13 protein-coding genes are annotated in these 17,198 nt (G+C 52.5%); 11 read left to right on the top strand and 2 right to left on the bottom strand.

Features of this window, described 5'->3' with window-relative positions; all coding sequences use genetic code 11:
• Positions 1-42: 42 nt before the first annotated feature.
• The 9 genes from B3K89_RS09800 to guaA all read left to right on the top strand — a co-directional run bounded on the left by B3K89_RS09800 (position 43) and on the right by guaA (position 12,247).
• Positions 43-2,847 (top strand): DNA translocase FtsK, encoded by a 2,805-nt coding sequence (locus tag B3K89_RS09800; protein ID WP_345907345.1) that lies wholly within the window; start codon positions 43-45, stop codon positions 2,845-2,847.
• 13 nt (positions 2,848-2,860) lie between these two features.
• A complete protein-coding gene (locus tag B3K89_RS09805; protein ID WP_293895579.1) occupies positions 2,861-3,673 on the top strand; it encodes an aminotransferase class IV in 813 nt (270 codons plus the stop codon).
• Between the two features lie 127 nt (positions 3,674-3,800).
• Positions 3,801-5,429 (top strand): DEAD/DEAH box helicase, encoded by a 1,629-nt coding sequence (locus B3K89_RS09810; RefSeq protein ID WP_345907346.1) that lies wholly within the window; start codon positions 3,801-3,803, stop codon positions 5,427-5,429.
• Position 5,430: 1 nt separating this feature from the next.
• On the top strand, positions 5,431-7,149 hold the full coding sequence (locus B3K89_RS09815; RefSeq protein WP_298502776.1) for an ABC transporter ATP-binding protein: 1,719 nt from the start codon (positions 5,431-5,433) through the stop codon (positions 7,147-7,149).
• Between the two features lie 15 nt (positions 7,150-7,164).
• Entirely contained in the window at positions 7,165-7,905 is a 741-nt protein-coding gene (locus B3K89_RS09820) for a lysophospholipid acyltransferase family protein (protein WP_293895570.1), read from the top strand.
• Positions 7,859-9,337 carry an ABC transporter ATP-binding protein gene (locus B3K89_RS09825; RefSeq protein ID WP_345907347.1) on the top strand — a complete coding sequence of 493 codons (1,479 nt, stop codon included), beginning with the start codon at positions 7,859-7,861 and terminating at the stop codon, positions 9,335-9,337. Before B3K89_RS09820 ends, B3K89_RS09825 begins: the two co-directional genes overlap by 47 nt.
• Positions 9,334-10,101, top strand: a complete 768-nt coding sequence (locus B3K89_RS09830) for an energy-coupling factor transporter transmembrane component T family protein (protein WP_293895564.1) — start codon at positions 9,334-9,336, stop codon at positions 10,099-10,101. The genes B3K89_RS09825 and B3K89_RS09830 overlap by 4 nt, the downstream gene beginning before the upstream one ends.
• Positions 10,102-10,114: 13 nt before the next feature.
• Entirely contained in the window at positions 10,115-10,636 is a 522-nt protein-coding gene (locus B3K89_RS09835) for an ECF transporter S component (RefSeq protein WP_293895561.1), read from the top strand.
• A 57-nt stretch (positions 10,637-10,693) separates the two neighbouring features.
• Complete coding sequence (gene guaA / locus B3K89_RS09840; RefSeq protein ID WP_298502786.1) at positions 10,694-12,247, top strand: glutamine-hydrolyzing GMP synthase; 1,554 nt, start codon at positions 10,694-10,696, stop codon at positions 12,245-12,247.
• A gap of 56 nt (positions 12,248-12,303) precedes the next feature.
• Here guaA and B3K89_RS09845 read toward each other — a convergent pair whose 3' ends face one another.
• Both B3K89_RS09845 and B3K89_RS09850 read right to left on the bottom strand, forming a co-directional pair.
• Positions 12,304-13,659 (bottom strand): MATE family efflux transporter, encoded by a 1,356-nt coding sequence (locus B3K89_RS09845; RefSeq protein WP_293895558.1) that lies wholly within the window; start codon positions 13,657-13,659, stop codon positions 12,304-12,306.
• A gap of 77 nt (positions 13,660-13,736) precedes the next feature.
• Positions 13,737-15,017, bottom strand: a complete 1,281-nt coding sequence (locus B3K89_RS09850) for an MFS transporter (protein ID WP_293895555.1) — start codon at positions 15,015-15,017, stop codon at positions 13,737-13,739.
• A 140-nt stretch (positions 15,018-15,157) separates the two neighbouring features.
• Between B3K89_RS09850 and B3K89_RS09855 the strand changes: the two genes are divergently transcribed.
• Both B3K89_RS09855 and B3K89_RS09860 read left to right on the top strand, forming a co-directional pair.
• On the top strand, positions 15,158-16,465 hold the full coding sequence (locus tag B3K89_RS09855) for an aspartate kinase (RefSeq protein WP_293895552.1): 1,308 nt from the start codon (positions 15,158-15,160) through the stop codon (positions 16,463-16,465).
• Positions 16,466-16,673: 208 nt separating this feature from the next.
• Entirely contained in the window at positions 16,674-17,183 is a 510-nt protein-coding gene (locus B3K89_RS09860; RefSeq protein ID WP_293895549.1) for a DUF2179 domain-containing protein, read from the top strand.
• Positions 17,184-17,198 lie beyond the last annotated feature (15 nt).

Here is a 17,198-nt window from a genome sequence, read left to right on the forward strand (position 1 = left end):
TTCAAATATGGGGTGTTTACCGGATTCAGGGAGGAGTTTCTTGTGAAGGGAAGGAAAGGTCGGATATCGTTGCTTGCAGGAGCAGGCTGTTTGGTCGCCTCGCTTGTGGTGGCTGCTTTGGTTGCTCTCCCGTTGTTTGGTATCACCAATCCTCTTCTGGAGCGAATGCATGCATCGCTGAGTCGAATCTTCTCCTTCACCGTTGATCCTTCCCGTTTCGGTCTGGCCCCTCTGGCCCTGCTCCTGTTTGTATGGAGCATCATGATTTTCAGTTTCCGTTCCAAGAAACGTTTCTCCTATATCCTCATACCCCTCACTGCAATCATGACATACACCCTGTACACCCTTTCCCATCTCTTGCAGGAGAGCAGCAGGCCTTTTTTCTCCGATTTTCTGCTCTCCTCGTCTGCCGACCCACGCAGCGCCTCTTTCAAGGTGGTGTTGCTTTTTATTGCTGAAACCGCCATGTTCGTCCTCTTCACCTTGCTCGGCGATGCCTTGGATAGGTATCGTGCTGCCAAGCTTGAGCGACAGGAGCGCAGCCGGCGGATGATGGAGCAGAAGATCGAGCAACAGAAACAGAAAGAAGAAAAGAAAGCGAGCAGGCACTCTACATCCGCAAAGCGTTCAAAACGTGAACAGCCGGTAGATGAGCAAGACCAGGTCACCCTGATAAAAAAGCCGGTTGCAGAACAGAAGGAGGAAGAAGGTGTCGAGCTCGGCCGACAACAGGTCAACTTTCCTCCCATCGCAGAAGTGCCTCCCTTGGGCAGTCTTTCCAAACGGCGTCATTCCATATCCAAGCCTTCCGAGCGTGATGTAATCCAGGTTGATGAGATCCAAGTGCACGGCAAGGTCAGCATCGGTGCTTTGCATACGCTTACTGAAGAACGCAAGCGAAACAACGGACTATCCTATCTTGAGCGCAAACAGCTTGAGCTTGCTCAGGCAAAGAGTGAACAGGCGGAGCAGCCGAAGGAGCCGGTCCAGCTGTCCGGTTTTCTCCAAGGGGCGTTGGAGGCGGTAGGCAAGGCGCCCCATAAGAGACATGAGAAGATTGAACAGCCCAAAGGCAGGGCGAAGGGGATGCTGGCTGAGGCTGTCGAACAACAGCAAACCAGGCAGGACGAACCGGCTCCGGCAGCCCCCAAGCAGAACGATGAAGCACTCTCCATCAAGGAACGGGTGCTCTCGGTACGCTATGAGGAGAACCCTTCACATCCGCTTTTAGCTTCTGAGATGCAAAGAGAGGTTGAGGCCGCCAAGCCTGCTGAAAAGCTTTTTGCAAGTCAGAGCACTGCAAGACCGATCAATGGAGGCTTCAGCGAGGATGTCCCGAAAGTGGAGCAGGACAGCGAGGATGAGACCGACCTGCTCGAGCCTTCGAGCGGAGTCGGCGGCCTGAGCGGCAGCGCCTTGATCAATACAAACCGCATCACCTACCAATTTCCCTCCGAATCGATGCTGGTCACCTATCCCAAGGTCTCTGATGTCATTGACGAGACTACGCTCAAACGTGGAGAGGTGCTTGTCTCCACGTTGCAAGAGTTCAATGTCACCGTCGAGTTGGTCAATATTGTGCGCGGTCCTACGGTCACCATGTTTGAGCTGCTGCCGGCTGCCGGGGTGAGGGTCAACTCAATCGTCAATCTTTCCGATAACATCGCACTCGCTTTGGCAGCCACCCAGGTCCGGATTGTTGCCCCGATTCCCGGCAAGTCGGCCGTCGGGGTTGAGATTCCCAATCTAAGGCGGGACATCATCGGTTTTCGGGAGATGCTCGGCTCGCTTCCAACGAGTTTTGGCATTCCGATGGTGCTGGGGCGCAACCTGATGGGAGAGCCTGTTGTCATCGATGTGATCAAGGCTCCGCACCTCTTGATCGCCGGTTCCACCGGCAGCGGAAAGAGCGTCTGTGTCAATTCGTTGATTTGTTCGGTCCTGTTTCGATGCAGTCCCAAGCAGGTGCGCATGATTCTAGTCGATCCGAAGATTGTTGAGTTGAACGTTTACAATGGCATTCCACACCTGCTTACTCCGGTCATCACCGAAGCCAAGCGGACGCTCAAAGCCCTGGATTTCTGTCTCTATGAGATGGATAGGCGCTATAAGCTCTTGCAGGGCCTCAGTGTCCGGAATATCATCGGGTACAACGAAAAGATTGAGGCCAGTCATCTGGCACGGGAGAAACTCCCCTATATTTTGGTGGTCATCGATGAGTTTGCCGACCTGATGCACCTGGTGGGCAAGGACATGGAGAGCAAGGTCAGCCGTCTTGCAGCCATGAGCCGGGCTGTGGGCATCCATTTGGTGCTGGCGACCCAGCGACCTTCGGTGGATGTCATCACCGGGGTCATCAAGAACAACATCCCCACCCGGATTGCTTTTGCCGTCACCAGTGCAACCGACAGCCGCATCATTCTTGATGAGCAGGGTGCCGACAAGCTGCTGGGAAAGGGCGATATGCTCTATATGTCCAGCAGTAATCCGGCAACCGAACGCATCCAAGGCTCATTCCTCAGCGACCATGAGGTTGAGAAGGTGGTCAAATTCGTCTCAAGCCAGGGAGTGCCCGACTTCATCGATGAGTCCTTCTTCGAAGACGAGGAACAGAAAGCCTCGGATTCGGAGAGCGAGGATGGAGTCGATGTGAATGACGACGATGAGCTCATGCAGCGGGCCTTGACGATCGTTGTCGAGCGAAAGTGCGCTTCCGCCTCCTACTTGCAGAGAAGGCTGAAGATAGGGTACAACCGGGCTGCGCGCTTGGTCGAGCAAATGGAGGAAATGGGATATGTGGGGCCTCCGAATGGAAGCAAGCCCCGCGAACTGATCAAGTATCCCTGATGAGGAGAGAGTCATGGTAGGTGTTCACGCCATACATAACGGCAAGGTCATCCTTGCCAAGGATGCTGTTGTACCGGTGAGCCTCAGGGAGGTCCAGTTCGGTTTCTCAACCTATGAGGCACTGCGGGTTGTAAAAGGCCATGTTGTGCATTTGGACGACCATCTGGTACGTCTGGAGAACTCGTGTCGGGGCATCAAGCTTACCCATCCTTTTACCAATCAGCAGATCAGCGGTTGGGTGCATGATTTGATACAGGTCGATGCAATCGATGAGGCTTCGCTGAGAATCCAGCTCTATGGCGGAAAGGATCCGCAGCTCTTCGTTCTGGCCTCTGCATTGCTCACCTATCCCGATACCCACTACACCCAAGGGGTCGCAGCCATTACGTTCGAGGGAGAACGTCTCTATCCTTCGTGCAAGACCGGCAACTTGCTGCTCAACTATATCGCCCTCGAGGAGGCCCGCAGCCAAGGCTGTTTTGAGGCTTTGCTGGTCGACCGGCATCAGAGGGTCTTGGAAGGAACCAGAAGCAATTTTTTTGTTTTCAAGGGCTTGGATATCCATACGGCCGCCGATGAACAGGTTCTGCTGGGTATCACCCGCGACCGCGTGTTGAAAGCTGCACGGCTTTTGGGGTACCGGATTGTCTTTCAGGCACCAGCTTTGCAAGATATTCGGGCAGGCATCTACGACGAAGCATTCATCAGCTCCACCAGCATGGCGGCCATGCCGCTTTCGCGGATAGACAAGCTTGGTTTTTCCGGACCGTTTGAGAAAACCTTGGCTATCATGCATCTTGTCAGAAGTTGGGAACTCGACGATTGATAAACTCCATCCGCTGATGTGGACAATAGTGATGATTTCCTCTATCTTTATAGGAAAGGGGCCTCCCTCGAGGTCCCCCTTTTCTGTGTAACACAGCTATTTCTTGTAAAGGCGATATATAGTACCAATGAAATTTATTGAACTACCCTTAAGTGAGCAAGTGCTCAAAGGCATTGAGGCTGCGGGTTTCACCGATTGTACGGAAGTACAAGAAAAGGTGCTCCCGGTCAGTCTTTCCCATCGTGATGTCATGGTCCAGTCCAAGACTGGAAGCGGGAAAACCGCAGTGTATGTGCTGACCATTCTTCAGTTATTCGTAGAAGCCCAACAAAAGGGCAAAAGCAAGCCGAAGGCCCTCATTGTAGCCCCTACCAGAGAACTTGCCGTGCAGATCGAGGAGGATACCCTCAAACTCGCCTCTGCCATGGAAGATGTAACGGTGGGGTGTTTTTTTGGCGGCATAGGCTACGGCAAGCAGGATGAGATCCTGGAAAAGGGTTGTGATATTTTTGTCTGTACCCCGGGTCGTATCCTCGACTACCAGAAAATGCACAAGATTGATTTTCGTCAGTTTGACATCTTCGTCGTTGATGAGGCGGACCGCCTGTTCGACATGGGGTTCTATCCCGACATCCAAAAGATGTTCAGTCTGCTCAGAGACTGTACCGAACGGCAGACCATGCTCTTCTCGGCCACCTTGGGTACCAAGGTACGCAATCTTGCATGGTCGTTCATGAATGATCCGGTCGAGCTGGAGGTGCAACCCGAAGAGATTACCGTCAAGGCTATCACCCAGGAGCTGTACCACATTTCCAAGGATCAGAAGTTCGGCTTGTTTTTGAGGCTGATGAAGAAAGAGGATCCCGAGAACTGCCTGATTTTCACCAATACCAAGGCCCGTTGCATCGAGCTCTCCAAACGTCTTTCACTCAACGGATATCCAACCAAGTATCTGATGGGAGATATGCCCCAGACAAAGCGGCTTCAGACAATCGATCAGATGAAGGAAGGGAAGATCAAGTTCCTTGTTGCAACCGATGTTGCCGCCCGCGGCCTGCAGATTGATGACCTGCAGCTGGTTGTCAACTATGATATCCCTGACGATTTTGAGAGCTATGTACACCGTATCGGCCGTACTGCAAGGGCGGGCAAGAGCGGTAAGTCCATCACTCTGGCCGACGAAGAGTATGTATTCAACCTCGAGCCCATTGAAAATTACATTCAGATGAAAATTCCGGTGATCTGGCCCGAAGAGGGGGATCTTCCTCAGGTGGAGGACGCCAGCGCTTCCTATTCGTTCCGCGATTTGGTCAGCAACGATGAGTATGCCTCCTCGCCTTCAAGGACCAGAGGCGGTGTCGGCGGCCCCAGGGGCAGGAAGGGACCGCTTCCCAGGGTCAAGAGCCAGGATCGGAGCCGTACTCCCAAGAGAACGCCGCAGACTGCGGAAAGCAGACCAAGAAGAGCACCACGGCCGACGCAGCAGGGACGACCTGTTGAGCCTGGACGCAGGCGACCAGGCTCCAAGAGCTATGCAGAAATCCAGAATCTTTCGCTCGAAGAGAGATTGGCTTACTACAAGCAGCAGTATCAGAGTGAAGGCGGCCAGGTTGCACCCGGCCAAGATCCGGCTCAGGTTTCCAAGAGTCCAGTGAAGAAAACAGCTGTCGCACCTGTGGCAAAGGAGCAGGATCAGGCCAAGAGTCCCGAGATGAAAATCGGGTTCTTTGCACGATTGTTCAGGAGGAAGAAGTAGGGTGCTTAAGCGTTTCATTGCATACTACCGCCCCTACAAGGGGCTTTTCTTTCTGGACATCGGGGTGGCCATCCTGGCCAGCGCGCTCTCCATCCTGTTTCCGTCGCTGACCAGACAGCTGCTGCGTGTCGAGATTCCTGAAAAGAATCTCGAGCATATGCTTGTCATATTCGCTCTCATGCTGCTCATCTACATCCTGCAGGCCGTCTGCCAATATGTCAGAGTAACGTGGGGCCATATCCTGGGAGTCCGAATGGAGACGGATATGCGCAGTGAGCTGTTCTCCCATCTGCAAAAACTCTCTTTTGGATACTTTGACAAGACCAAGACCGGTCATATGATGAGCCGGATCACGAACGACTTGTTCCAGATCACCGAGACCGCCCACCATGCCCCCGAGGATCTGATCATCAGTGTGGCAACGATTCTCGGCTCGTACATACTCATGTTCAGCTACAGTGTTCCTCTTGCCCTGATTTCCCTCATCCCGCTTCCGATCATGGTGTTCTACGGGGTGTATTACGGCATGAAAATGAAGGCAACCTTCCGCAAGGTCCGCAGCACGGTTGCCGATGTGAACAGCAATGTCGAGAATTCGCTGATGGGAATCCGGGAAGTGAAGTCTTTTGGCAGGGAGTCCTATCAGGAAGAGAAGTTCAATCAGGTCAACGATGTGCTGAGGGACAGCAAGATGGAGCAGTACAAGGTGATGGGCCGCTATCACTCGGTAATCGGATTGTTTCGTGAAATGTACTACTTTTGCACCGTTGCAGGCGGCTCCCTGCTCATTTTCATGGGCAGGGTCGAGTCCTACGACCTGGTGACTTTTATCCTGTATGTAGGAGTGGTGCTTCCTCCCATTGATCGGCTGATCAACTTCACTGAACAACTGCAGCAGGGCATGGCAAGCTTTGAACGGTTCACCCAGGTTATGGACGAGCATCCTGATATCACCGATGCAAAGGATGCCAAGGATTTGAAAATCAAAGAGGGTACCATCCAATTCGAGCATGTCTCATTCGCCTACGAGAACTCACCCGACATGATTCTCAAGGATATCAATGTCCTCATCAGTGGAGGCTCAACCGTTGCCTTGGTGGGAGAGTCGGGTGCCGGAAAGAGCACCTTTGCATCCCTGCTGCCTCGGTTCTATGAACCTACCGAAGGAAGAATCCTCATTGATGGTCAGGATACGAAGTACCTCAAGCAGAATTCTTTGAGGCAGCATATCGGTTTCGTGCAGCAGAACATCTTTCTTTTCGATGATACGATCCGGGAGAATCTTCGATACGGCAAGGTGGATGCCACCGACGAAGAGTTTTGGGCCGCCCTTGATGCTGCGAACCTCGGCGATTTCGTCCGTTCGCTTCCCAACGGCTTGGATACCCAGGTGGGAGAGCGGGGAACCCTGCTCAGCGGAGGGCAGAAGCAGCGCATCTCCATCGCCCGGGTATTTCTGAAGAATCCTTCGATTCTCATTTTTGATGAAGCAACCAGCAGCCTGGACACCGAGAGCGAGGAGCTCATCACCGAAGCGTTCGCCCGCCTTTCGGTCGGAAGGACCGCCATTGTGATCGCCCACCGTCTCACTACGGTGAAGAATGCCGATTGCATCTTGGTACTTGATGAGGGTACACTGGTCGAGTCGGGTACGCATACCCAGCTGCTTCAGAAGAGCGGGCAGTATGCGAAACTGTACAAGACGCAGGACTTTTCCTAGAACGGAGGCGCTTGCATGAGAAAACTACGCATTGCATTTGCAGCACTGTTTATTCTTCCTATCCTGATTCTTTCGCCGGTATACGCCTTCCTTCCTGCAGTATTGCTGCGTCTGTTGAAGCTCAAGAGCGCAGAGAGACGCCACCTCCAGCGTTGCGGCCATTTCATTGGAAACAGTATCCTGTTCTTTCTGGGGATTACCGTACATGTCGACGGCAGAGAGAACATCCCCGATGTTCCCAATATCTGTTACGTGGCCAATCATCAGAGCCTGCTCGATATCGTTGCCTTTGTCGGCCCCGCTCATCTGTGGGCGGCGATTTTGGCAAAGGCCGAGGTTAAGAAGATTCCCATCATCAATCTCTGGTGTTACGCCCTTGACTGCATCTTCATCGACCGTTCAAGTCCCCACGATGCAATCAAGGCAATCCTGAAAGGAGTGGAACTCCTCAAGCAAGGCAAGAGCATGGTGGTATTTCCTGAAGGAACAAGAAGCAAGAGCGGGCGCATCGGGGAGCTGAAGAATGGGAGCCTCAAGCTTGCAACCCGGTCAAAAGCCGTCATCGTCCCCATCACCATCAAGGGAATGCGCTCTGGATTCGAGCATCTCAAAGGCTTTGGCAGGGTGCACGCCTATTTTTCCATTGGAAAACCGATTCCTACCGCCACCTTGGGCAGTGAGGAAATTGCAAATCTCCATGAGGTGGTCTATGGAGCCATCACCAAACGGTTCGACGAACTTCCCGGCCAAGTCTAGGTTGACCATGCAGCATGCACTTCAGCTCTCCCGCTTAAGTTTCACCTACCGCTCCTGGAAGGAGGAGGTGTGCGACAGCTTGTTTTCCGATCTCAGCCTGGATCTGCAGGAAGGGAGTAAAACATTGTTGCTCGCACCCTTCAACAAGGGAAAGACTACGTTGGCAAAGATTATTTGCAAAGTGTGTCCCAAATACTTCCCGGGAAGCCTGGAGGGGAGCATCACCATGTTCGGAATGGATCTCAGTACGTTGGAACCGTGGGATTTGCTTGGCCTGTGCTCATTTGTCTCTCAAAATCCTCAGGAACAGTTCATCGCCGCCTCGGTTGAGGAGGAGCTTGCCTTCCCGTTGGAATCGATGGGAATAGAACGTGAGGAGATGGTGCGGCGGATTACCGGCGCACTCAACCTTTGGGGGTTGCAGGATCTCAGAACATCCAGCCTCCAGGAGCTCAGCGGAGGGGAGCGCAAGCGGGTCCTGCTTGCAGTCCAGGAGGTGCTTCAGGCCCGCCTTTGGATTCTTGACGAGGCGTTCGACGATCTTGACCAACAGTGGCGGGACCGGCTGAGGGAGACCATACAAACTTCTGATAAAACAATCCTGGTGCTTGCCAGCCGATATTTGGAAGAGTTTTCCGGTCTGTTCGACCAGGTGGTCTTGCTCGACCAAAAAACGATCCATACTCCTGCATTCGATGAGCTGCTTCCCCGGTTTTCCCGGCTCTGCGGTGACGACCAGCCCAATCCATTGGAGGCTCAGGTACTGGAGATTGCAGAAAAGCACAAGCTCTGCTGTACAAATCTCCAGGCCGAACGGAAACGTCAAAGTACGTTGCTCGGCCGATCCTTTTCCCTGAACGTCCCGGATTTTCACCTGGAGAGCGGCGAGCTGGTCACGTTGGTAGGCCCCAATGGCAGTGGAAAGAGTTCGTTTTCACGACTTCTATGCGGCTTGGATGAACCGAAGGGCGGGGCCGTCACCATCGATGGACAACCATTTTCAGCCAAGGAGCTTTCCAGAAAGGCAGGCTACCTCTTCCAGAATCCTGATCTGCAGATATTTCTTCCCACGGTCGAGGAGGAACTCTCCTGGTCATTGAAACGTCGTAAAGACTTAGAGTACGAGCAGGTGAAGAGCAGGGTGGCCGAGTGTGCCGATTTGTTCGGACTTACCCTGTCCGATACTCCCTCCACCATGAGCTATCCACTGAGGAAAGCTTTGCAGGCGGCTGTGTATTTCCTGCTTGACCGCCCGTTCTATATTCTGGACGAGCTGGACAGTTCCCTTACCTACCACAGTGCTCTCTCCATTATTGCCCGCCTGCGCCAACGAGGGGCCGGCTTGCTTATTATCACCCACGACCGTCACTTTGCCGGGCGCATAGCCCAACGCGGATATTCCATCGTGGATGGAAGGATGGAAAGCCTATGACAACCAGTACCTTTGTAGCTGGAAATGGATGGTTGTACCGCTTTGATCCAAGGGCGAAAATCCTGTTGATGGTGCTCTTGTGTGTATGGTTCTTCCTTCCTGTCCATCTTGTCGGGCTCTACTGTGTGGTTGCACTTGTCATGCTTGCCGGTGGATTGAATACCGGTTTCTCTCATGTCTACAAGACGTTTCGCTCAATTCTTCCGATGTTGTTGTTCATGGTGCTGTTCATGCCGTTCAACGTCCGAACCGGCCGGCCGCTTTTCACCCTTGGTTCGTTGACGATTGTCACTGAGGAGGGTCTGTTGCAGGCTGCCAGGCTTGCAGGAAGGTTCATCGGCATCTCGTATGTGTGTACACTGCTCTTCGCCACTACCATCATGAACGAGGTTATGCTCGCCCTCAGATGGTACCGGCTGCCCTACAAGGCAGGTTTGGTGGTGACCCTTGCATTCACCTACATTCCCTTCATCGCCGACAGTTTCAATCAGATTGCAGAGTCACACCGGCTTCGGGAAGCCGATCGCGAGCAGGGGAGGAAATTTCTGCAACGGCTGAGGGATTTGGTGCCGACTTTGACCAGCGCCTTGGTGGTTGCACTTCGCTCCATTCCCAATTTGGCGATGAGCCTGGAGATGAGGGGATTGGGTCTGCAGAACAAGAGAAGCCAATATCACAATCTGGAATCCTACCGGCATCCCTTTACCCACTTTCTGCTTTCGGCTATTATCCCGATAGGGCTTTGGTTGCTTTGCAAAGCTTGAGGAGGGAATCAGGATGCAACAAAACAGGAATGCCTTGAAGGTAGCTGTCGTCGCCGTCCTAACTGCAGTGGTTGTCGTGTTTACCATGGTCGTTCGTATCCCTACGGCGAAGGGATATCTCAATCTTTGCGACGTGGCCATCTGCTTCATCGCTTTCACTTTCGGCCCTTGGTCTGCTTTCATTGCAGCCGGTTTGGGAACAGCAATTGCCGATTTGATCAGCGGTTACGCCCAATGGGCTCCCATCTCCTTTGTAGTGCACGGGGTGGAGGGGCTTTTGATCGCCCTTATCGTGCGGCAAAAAAATGACAAGGAAGCTTCCCTGATCCGCAAGCTTCTCGCCGGCCTGGTTTGCATTGCAACCGTATCGCTTGGGTATTTTGCACTCTCTTCGCTGTTTATCAGCACCGTCAGTGTTGCAGCAGCCGAGATTCCCGGCAATATTGCCCAGAGTGCGGTTGGGTTTGTGCTCGGTTTGGGTGTAGCCAGTGCTGTAAAACGCGCATATCCGCCGGTACGTTCGCTTGCTTGGTAGCAATTTGCCTCCTTTTTCGCTATACTCGCAACAAATCTCAGATAAAAGGAATACAGCATGCAACAATTCCCCCATGACACCATCGTAGTGCTCGACTTTGGTGCCCAATACAGCCAGTTGATAGCACGCAGGGTGAGGGAGATGCACGTCTACAGCCAGATAGTCCCCTATACCATCAGCGCGGCACAGCTTGGGGCCATGCAACCCAAAGGCATCATATTTTCCGGTGGTCCGGCTTCGGTGAGAACCGAAGGATCGCCTCGTCCCGACCTGGCTATCTACTCGCTGGGTATTCCAATTCTGGGTATTTGCTACGGCCTTCAGGTCATGTGCATCCAAAACGGCGGCAGTGTCGAACGGCCGGACAAACGCGAATACGGGTTTGCCGATTTGAGGATTCTGAACCATGAGTCGGCTCTTCTGAAAGGCATTGGACAGAATTCCAGGCTTTGGATGAGCCATGGTGATGCCGTTTGCACCCTTCCTGCGGGATTCGAGCATACCGGCAGCACTGAGAACTGTTCGTATACGGTCATTGAGAACAAGGAGAAGCAGTTCTACGGCGTTCAATTCCACCCTGAGGTGGTGCATACCGCTGAAGGAAAAACCTTTTTGGAGAACTTTGTGCTTGGAATTTGCAAGGCAGAGCCCAATTGGGACATGGGTTCATTCATCACTAGTGCTATTGAGGAGATCCGTGCCAAGGTCGGGGACAAGCAGGTACTGTGCGGTCTTTCCGGCGGAGTCGACTCCGCTGTTGCTGCTGTCTTGATCCACAAGGCCATCGGTGATCAATTGGTGTGCGTCTTTGTGAACAACGGCCTGCTTCGCAAGGGCGAGGCTGAGATGGTTCTCAAGCTCTTTCGGGACAACTACAAGATCAGGCTGCAGTATGCAGATGCACAAGAGGCTTTCCTCTCTGCATTGAAAGGAGTGACAGATCCGGAGGCCAAGCGCAAGATCATCGGCAAGGTTTTTGTCGATACCTTCTATAGTGAAGCCCGCAAGGCCGGAGAAATATCCTTCCTTGCCCAGGGTACGCTCTATCCGGATGTGATTGAGAGCAAGAGCCCCTCCGGCGGGCCTTCTGCCACCATCAAGAGCCACCACAATGTCGGCGGCCTGCCTGAAGACCTGAAGTGGGATTTGCTTGAACCGCTTCGAGAGTTGTTCAAGGATGAGGTGCGGGCATTGGGTCGCGAGCTTGGCCTGCCCGAGGTGTTGGTCACCAGGCATCCGTTCCCGGGCCCGGGCTTGGGTGTCCGATGCGTCGGCGAGGTCACCAAGGAGCGCCTTGATACCCTTCGGGATGTCGATGCCATCTTCATCGACGAGATTCGCAAGGCCGGCCTCTATCACGATATTTGGCAAGCTCTTGCATGCTTGTTGCCTGTCAAGAGCGTGGGAGTGCAGGGCGATGAGCGTACGTACGAGGAGGTCTGCTCGCTTCGGGCGGTGACCAGTGAGGATGCCATGACAGCCGACTGGTTCCGGTTCCCTCCGGATGTGCTTCAGCGTGCTGCAAGCAGAATCTGCAACGAGGTGGCCAAAGTCAACAGGGTGCTCTACGATATTACCAGCAAACCCCCCGGAACGATTGAGTGGGAGTAAGCTGAAAAAGCCCAACGTGCCGTATTGGTTGGTTGGGCTTTTTTCTGTCTGCAGCTTTACGCTGCCAGCGTCTTGATCTTTCTCACATACACCCTTCTGAAGAAGATGATGGTCAGCAAAAGGGAAGATGTTTCTGCGATGATGAACGAGTACCACAGAGCATCCAATCCGACGAAACGACCAAGCAGATAGGCGGATGGCAGCAGGAATATGAGCTGTCGGGTGACACTGATGATCATGGAGATGTATCCGTCGCCGGTTCCTTGGAAAAGGGCGCCGAGGACAATGCAGAAACCTGCAGAGATGAAGCAAAGGCTGATGCGCTGCATGGCAATCACCCCGATGGCCATCATCTCATCGGTGGCGTTGAAAAGCCCGAGCAGGATGTGGGGCAGGAAGGTGAAGACGGCAAAGCCGGCGCTCATGATTGACAGCGAAACAATAAGGCCCACCTTGACGGCACTGATGATGCGCTTGGGCCGTTTCGCCCCATAGTTGTAGCCGATGACAGGAATCATCCCGCTGTTGAGACCGAACACCGGCATGAAGATGAATGACTGCAGTCTGAAGTAGATGCCGAAGACTGCAACGGCGGAAGTTCCGAAACCAATAAGAATCTTGTTCAGGCTGGTGTTCAGAATGGTTCCAATCGCCTGCATGATGATAGAGGGGATGCCTACAGCGTAGATGTCCTTTACCGTTTTTTTCTCAAGACGGAACGAAGGACGGTCAAGAATGATTTCCTTGTTTCTCTTTACATAATATATGGCCAGGACGGCCGAAACATGTTGGGCGAATACGGTCGCAATCGCTGCTCCCGGCACACCCATGCGGGGAAAGCCGAAAAGGCCGAAGATGAGGATCGGGTCGAGGATGATGTTCACTATCGCTCCGGTGCCTTGGATGATCATCGGGTGAAATGTGTCTCCGGTTCCCTGCAGGATGCGTTCGCAGGTGATATCGATGAAAAGTGCCAGGGAGAAGAAGAGACAGACCGAACTGTATTGGGTGCCCATTGCAATCAGTTCAGGATCGCTGGAGAAAAAGCTGATGAAGGATTTGGTGAAAAAGAGTCCGACTATGGCAAAAAATATCCAGCTGATCGCCGAGAGAGTCAGGCCGTTGCCGGCAGCCTTCTTGGCTGCAGCCAAGTCTTTGGCACCGAGTTTTCTGGACAAGAGTGAATTCACCCCGATCGAGGTTCCAACGCTGACTGCTATCAGGAGGTTTTGAAGCGGAAACGCCAGGGTGACTGCTGTCAAAGCTGTTTGGCTGTAGTGTGAGACAAACATGCTGTCCACGATGTTGTAAAACGCCTGGACCAGCATGGAAAGCATGATGGGAAAGGACATGGACAGAACGAGTGAGGGGATTGGTTTCACCCCCATTTTATTTTCTTGCAAGGCTTGCATGGGTTTTCCTTATGCTCCGAGGTATCAGAGAGTGTAGTAATACCACAGCCGCCTTATAGAGTAAAGTATCCTGTACCTTATTGGTTTTCCATGAATGACTTGATTTCTTCCTGTCCTTTCCGCTCATCCACCCGCTTGAGGAGTATGAATCCGAGTGCGAAAAGCGCAACCAAGCTGATGATGCCTGAACGGACATTTCCGGTGACCAAGGTGACAATGCCCATAAGAAGCGGGCCGATGATTGCGGCAAATTTACCGAGCATGTTGAAAAAGCCGAAGAATTCTGCAGAGCGCTCCTTGGGGATGAGCCGGGTGTAATACGACCGGGAAAGGGCCTGGATGCCGCCCTGGAAAAGTCCGATGACTATTGCCAGCAGGTAGAAGTGAAGGGGGGTGGTCATGAAGTAGCCGAGGATGGCAATGATGGTATAGGCGCCGATTGCAACCTGAAGGGCCTTCTTCACGCCAATCTTGTTGCCGAATGAAGAATAGAGCAGGGCGGAAGGAAAGGCGACGAACTGGGTGATCAAGAGGGCGATGATCAGCGATTCACTGGGGAAGTTGAGGCTGGTTCCATAGTTGACGGCCATCCTGATGATGGTATCCACTCCATCGATGTACAGCCAGTATGCGACCAAAAAGAGTGCGATGGTCTTCAATTTTCTGAAGCTTCTCACAGTATTGATGGTAATGTTCAGTCCTTTCTTTACCGCCTCCCGAGCCCCCAGTACCTGTTTGGATTTCTCTTCCTTTACGAAAAAAAGCAAGGGCAGGGTGAAGACCGTCCACCAGATGCCGACTATGACGAAGCATGCCTTTATCGCACTTTCCTGACTGGCGAAACCAAACCAAGAGGGGTTGAGATACATCAACACATTGACCAAGAAGAGCAGGCCGCCTCCGATATAGCCAAGGCTGTATCCAAGCGAGGAAACATAGTCGACTTTCTTCTCGGAAGCTACGAAGGGCAGCAGAGCATCGTAGAAGGTATTGGCACCGCTGAAACCTACGACGGCAAGGGAGTAGAAGAGGACCGCCATCGGCCAGTTGCCCATCTGCAGGACATAGAGGCTTGCCGTCATCACCGAACCGAGGAGTGCAAAAAATGCAAGCAAGCGTTTCTTGTAACTTCCCCAATCTGCTATGGCACCGAGAAAGGGTGCCAGCAGGGCGACGATGAGAGAGCCGAGGGAATTGGCTGCGCCCAGGTAGAAGGTGCCTTGTTCACTGCTGGACCCCACGGCCCAATATGCGCTGAAAAAGACTGGAAAGAAGCCCGCCATGACGGTGGTTGCGAAGGCGCTGTTCGCCCAATCGTAACAAGCCCAAGCCAAAATCGACCGTTTTGAGTCCTGCATGATTTCCTCTTGTACGTAGAGTAGCAGTGAACAGGCTTTCTGTCATGTATTTTCGCTTTGGCAGGGTTCACTTGCACAACAAGCTATCCTTCAATACAATACGCACTTAGACATCTCTAGCAAGGTGGGAGGTTACCCCCATGATCGTGTGTAAATTCGGCGGAAGCTCGGTTGCTGAAGCCAAACAAATAATGAAAGTAAAATCAATTGTTGATGCCGACCCGGACAGACAGATAGTAATCGTTTCAGCGCCGGGCAAGCGAAACAAGGATGATGAAAAAGTTACCGACATGCTTTACAACTGCAACTCCATGGTGCAGCAAGGCCACTCCTGTCGTGAACTCTTCAAGAAAGTTGCCAATCGCTATACCAGCATCCTCAATGAATTGGGAATGGACCAGAAACCCTTTCTGCCGATTTTGGATGAAGTGAGACAGATGATTGATGCCGGCTATGGCGCTGAGTATGCTGCAAGCCGCGGGGAATATCTGTGCGCCCGGATGATTGCAACCTATTTCGGCTGGACGTTTCTCGATACCGATCCGCTGATCGTCATCAAGGACGACGGCACCGTGCATGAAGATACGTATCAAAATCTGAAAAAAGTCCTGAAAAAGGGAGAGAAGTATATCGTACCCGGTTTCTATGGCTGCAGCACTGAAGGGAAAGTGAAAACTTTCAGCAGAGGTGGTTCGGATATCACCGGTGCAATCCTCAGCCGTGCCTCAGAAGCTGCAAAATATGAAAACTGGACCGATGTAAGCGGTGTCTTCAGTGTGGATCCCCGTTTGGTCAAGGAAGCAAAGGTCATCAAGACCATGACCTATCGTGAAGTCCGCGAGCTTGCCGGGGTTGGAGCTGGAGTATTTCATGAAGAAGCAATCGCTCCGGTGATTGCTGCAAAGATTCCCATCAATGTCAAGAATACCAATGCTCCCTTGGACGATGGAACAATGATTGTTGACCATCGAGAGCTTGAGGGCCGGCCTTTGGCTGGTGTTTCTGCAAAAAGCGGGTACAGCCGAATCACCTTGCGTAAGCTCATGCTTTTCAAGAGAACAGGAATCCGGCATGCCTTGCTTACCATGTTGCATATCTTTGGAGTCCGGCCTTCCTTCTCCCTGTTCGGTGTTGACAGTATCGTGTGGTTTTTTGAATCCATCCAAGCCAGCGAAAGCGTACTCAATGCAATGTGTATCCGCATCAAGAGCGAATTCAGCCTCGATTCCATCGAAGTCGACCACGGTCATGCTGTGGTTGGGATTGTAGGTGCAGGCGTCATGCAGGAGACGGATTTGATCGCGAAGAGCACCACCGCTCTGGCCGATGCCACAATCAAGCTCAACTTCTACAATTACGGCTCCTCTGATACATCCATTTTGTTGGGAGTGAATGCTGCCCAGGCACAGGATGCAGTGAAATGCCTGTATCACGCATTGTTTGAATAAAATCTGAGAGACACCTGGGACAACCCTCCTTTGCATGGAGGGTTCGGATACTTTTGGTACAAAGATAACTTTTTGAATACTATGTAAAACATTCCTAATAAGGTATGGTATATTTACATAGGAATTGGCATTGCATCTTTCTTCTTTCTATCGTATGGTATGCGGGCGGACGGCAGTTCCAGTTCCATTCCATATTGAGGGTAGGCTTATGTTTACCAATGAAACTCTTGCATTAGCCTTGGTTATTTTTGCGGCCAGGGTGGTGGATGTTTCCCTCGGTACCATCCGCCATGCAATGATAGTACGGGGAAAGCGCCTTATTACGTTTTGTATTGCATTTCTCGAATCCTTGGTTTGGGTGTTTGCGGTTTCCAAAGTGCTCAGCGACCTGACCGAACCCATTACGGCATTGGCTTTCGCCCTCGGCTTTGCAACCGGGACCTTTGTAGGCATGACCATCGAGGGCCTTTTGAAGATCGGTGATCAGGTGGTTAAAGTTTTTTCCAACAAAGGGAAGGAAGTTGCCTGTGCGCTCAGGGAGGCTGGTTTTCGCGTAACCGAGTTCGAAGGACGGGGTCGGGATGGCCAAGTCGTTCTTCTGTTTGTGCAAGTTCGTCGCAGGGATGCCAAGAAAGTACTGCAGACGGCACGCACGTTTGATAAGAACTGCTATCTCGTCCTCGAGGATATTCGATGGCGGCAGAACGCATTGTTATAAAAGAGATGTGAACAA

Origin of the sequence: Sphaerochaeta sp. UBA5849 (assembly GCA_002432715.1) — a bacterium.
Classification (GTDB): Bacteria; Spirochaetota; Spirochaetia; order Sphaerochaetales; family Sphaerochaetaceae; genus Sphaerochaeta.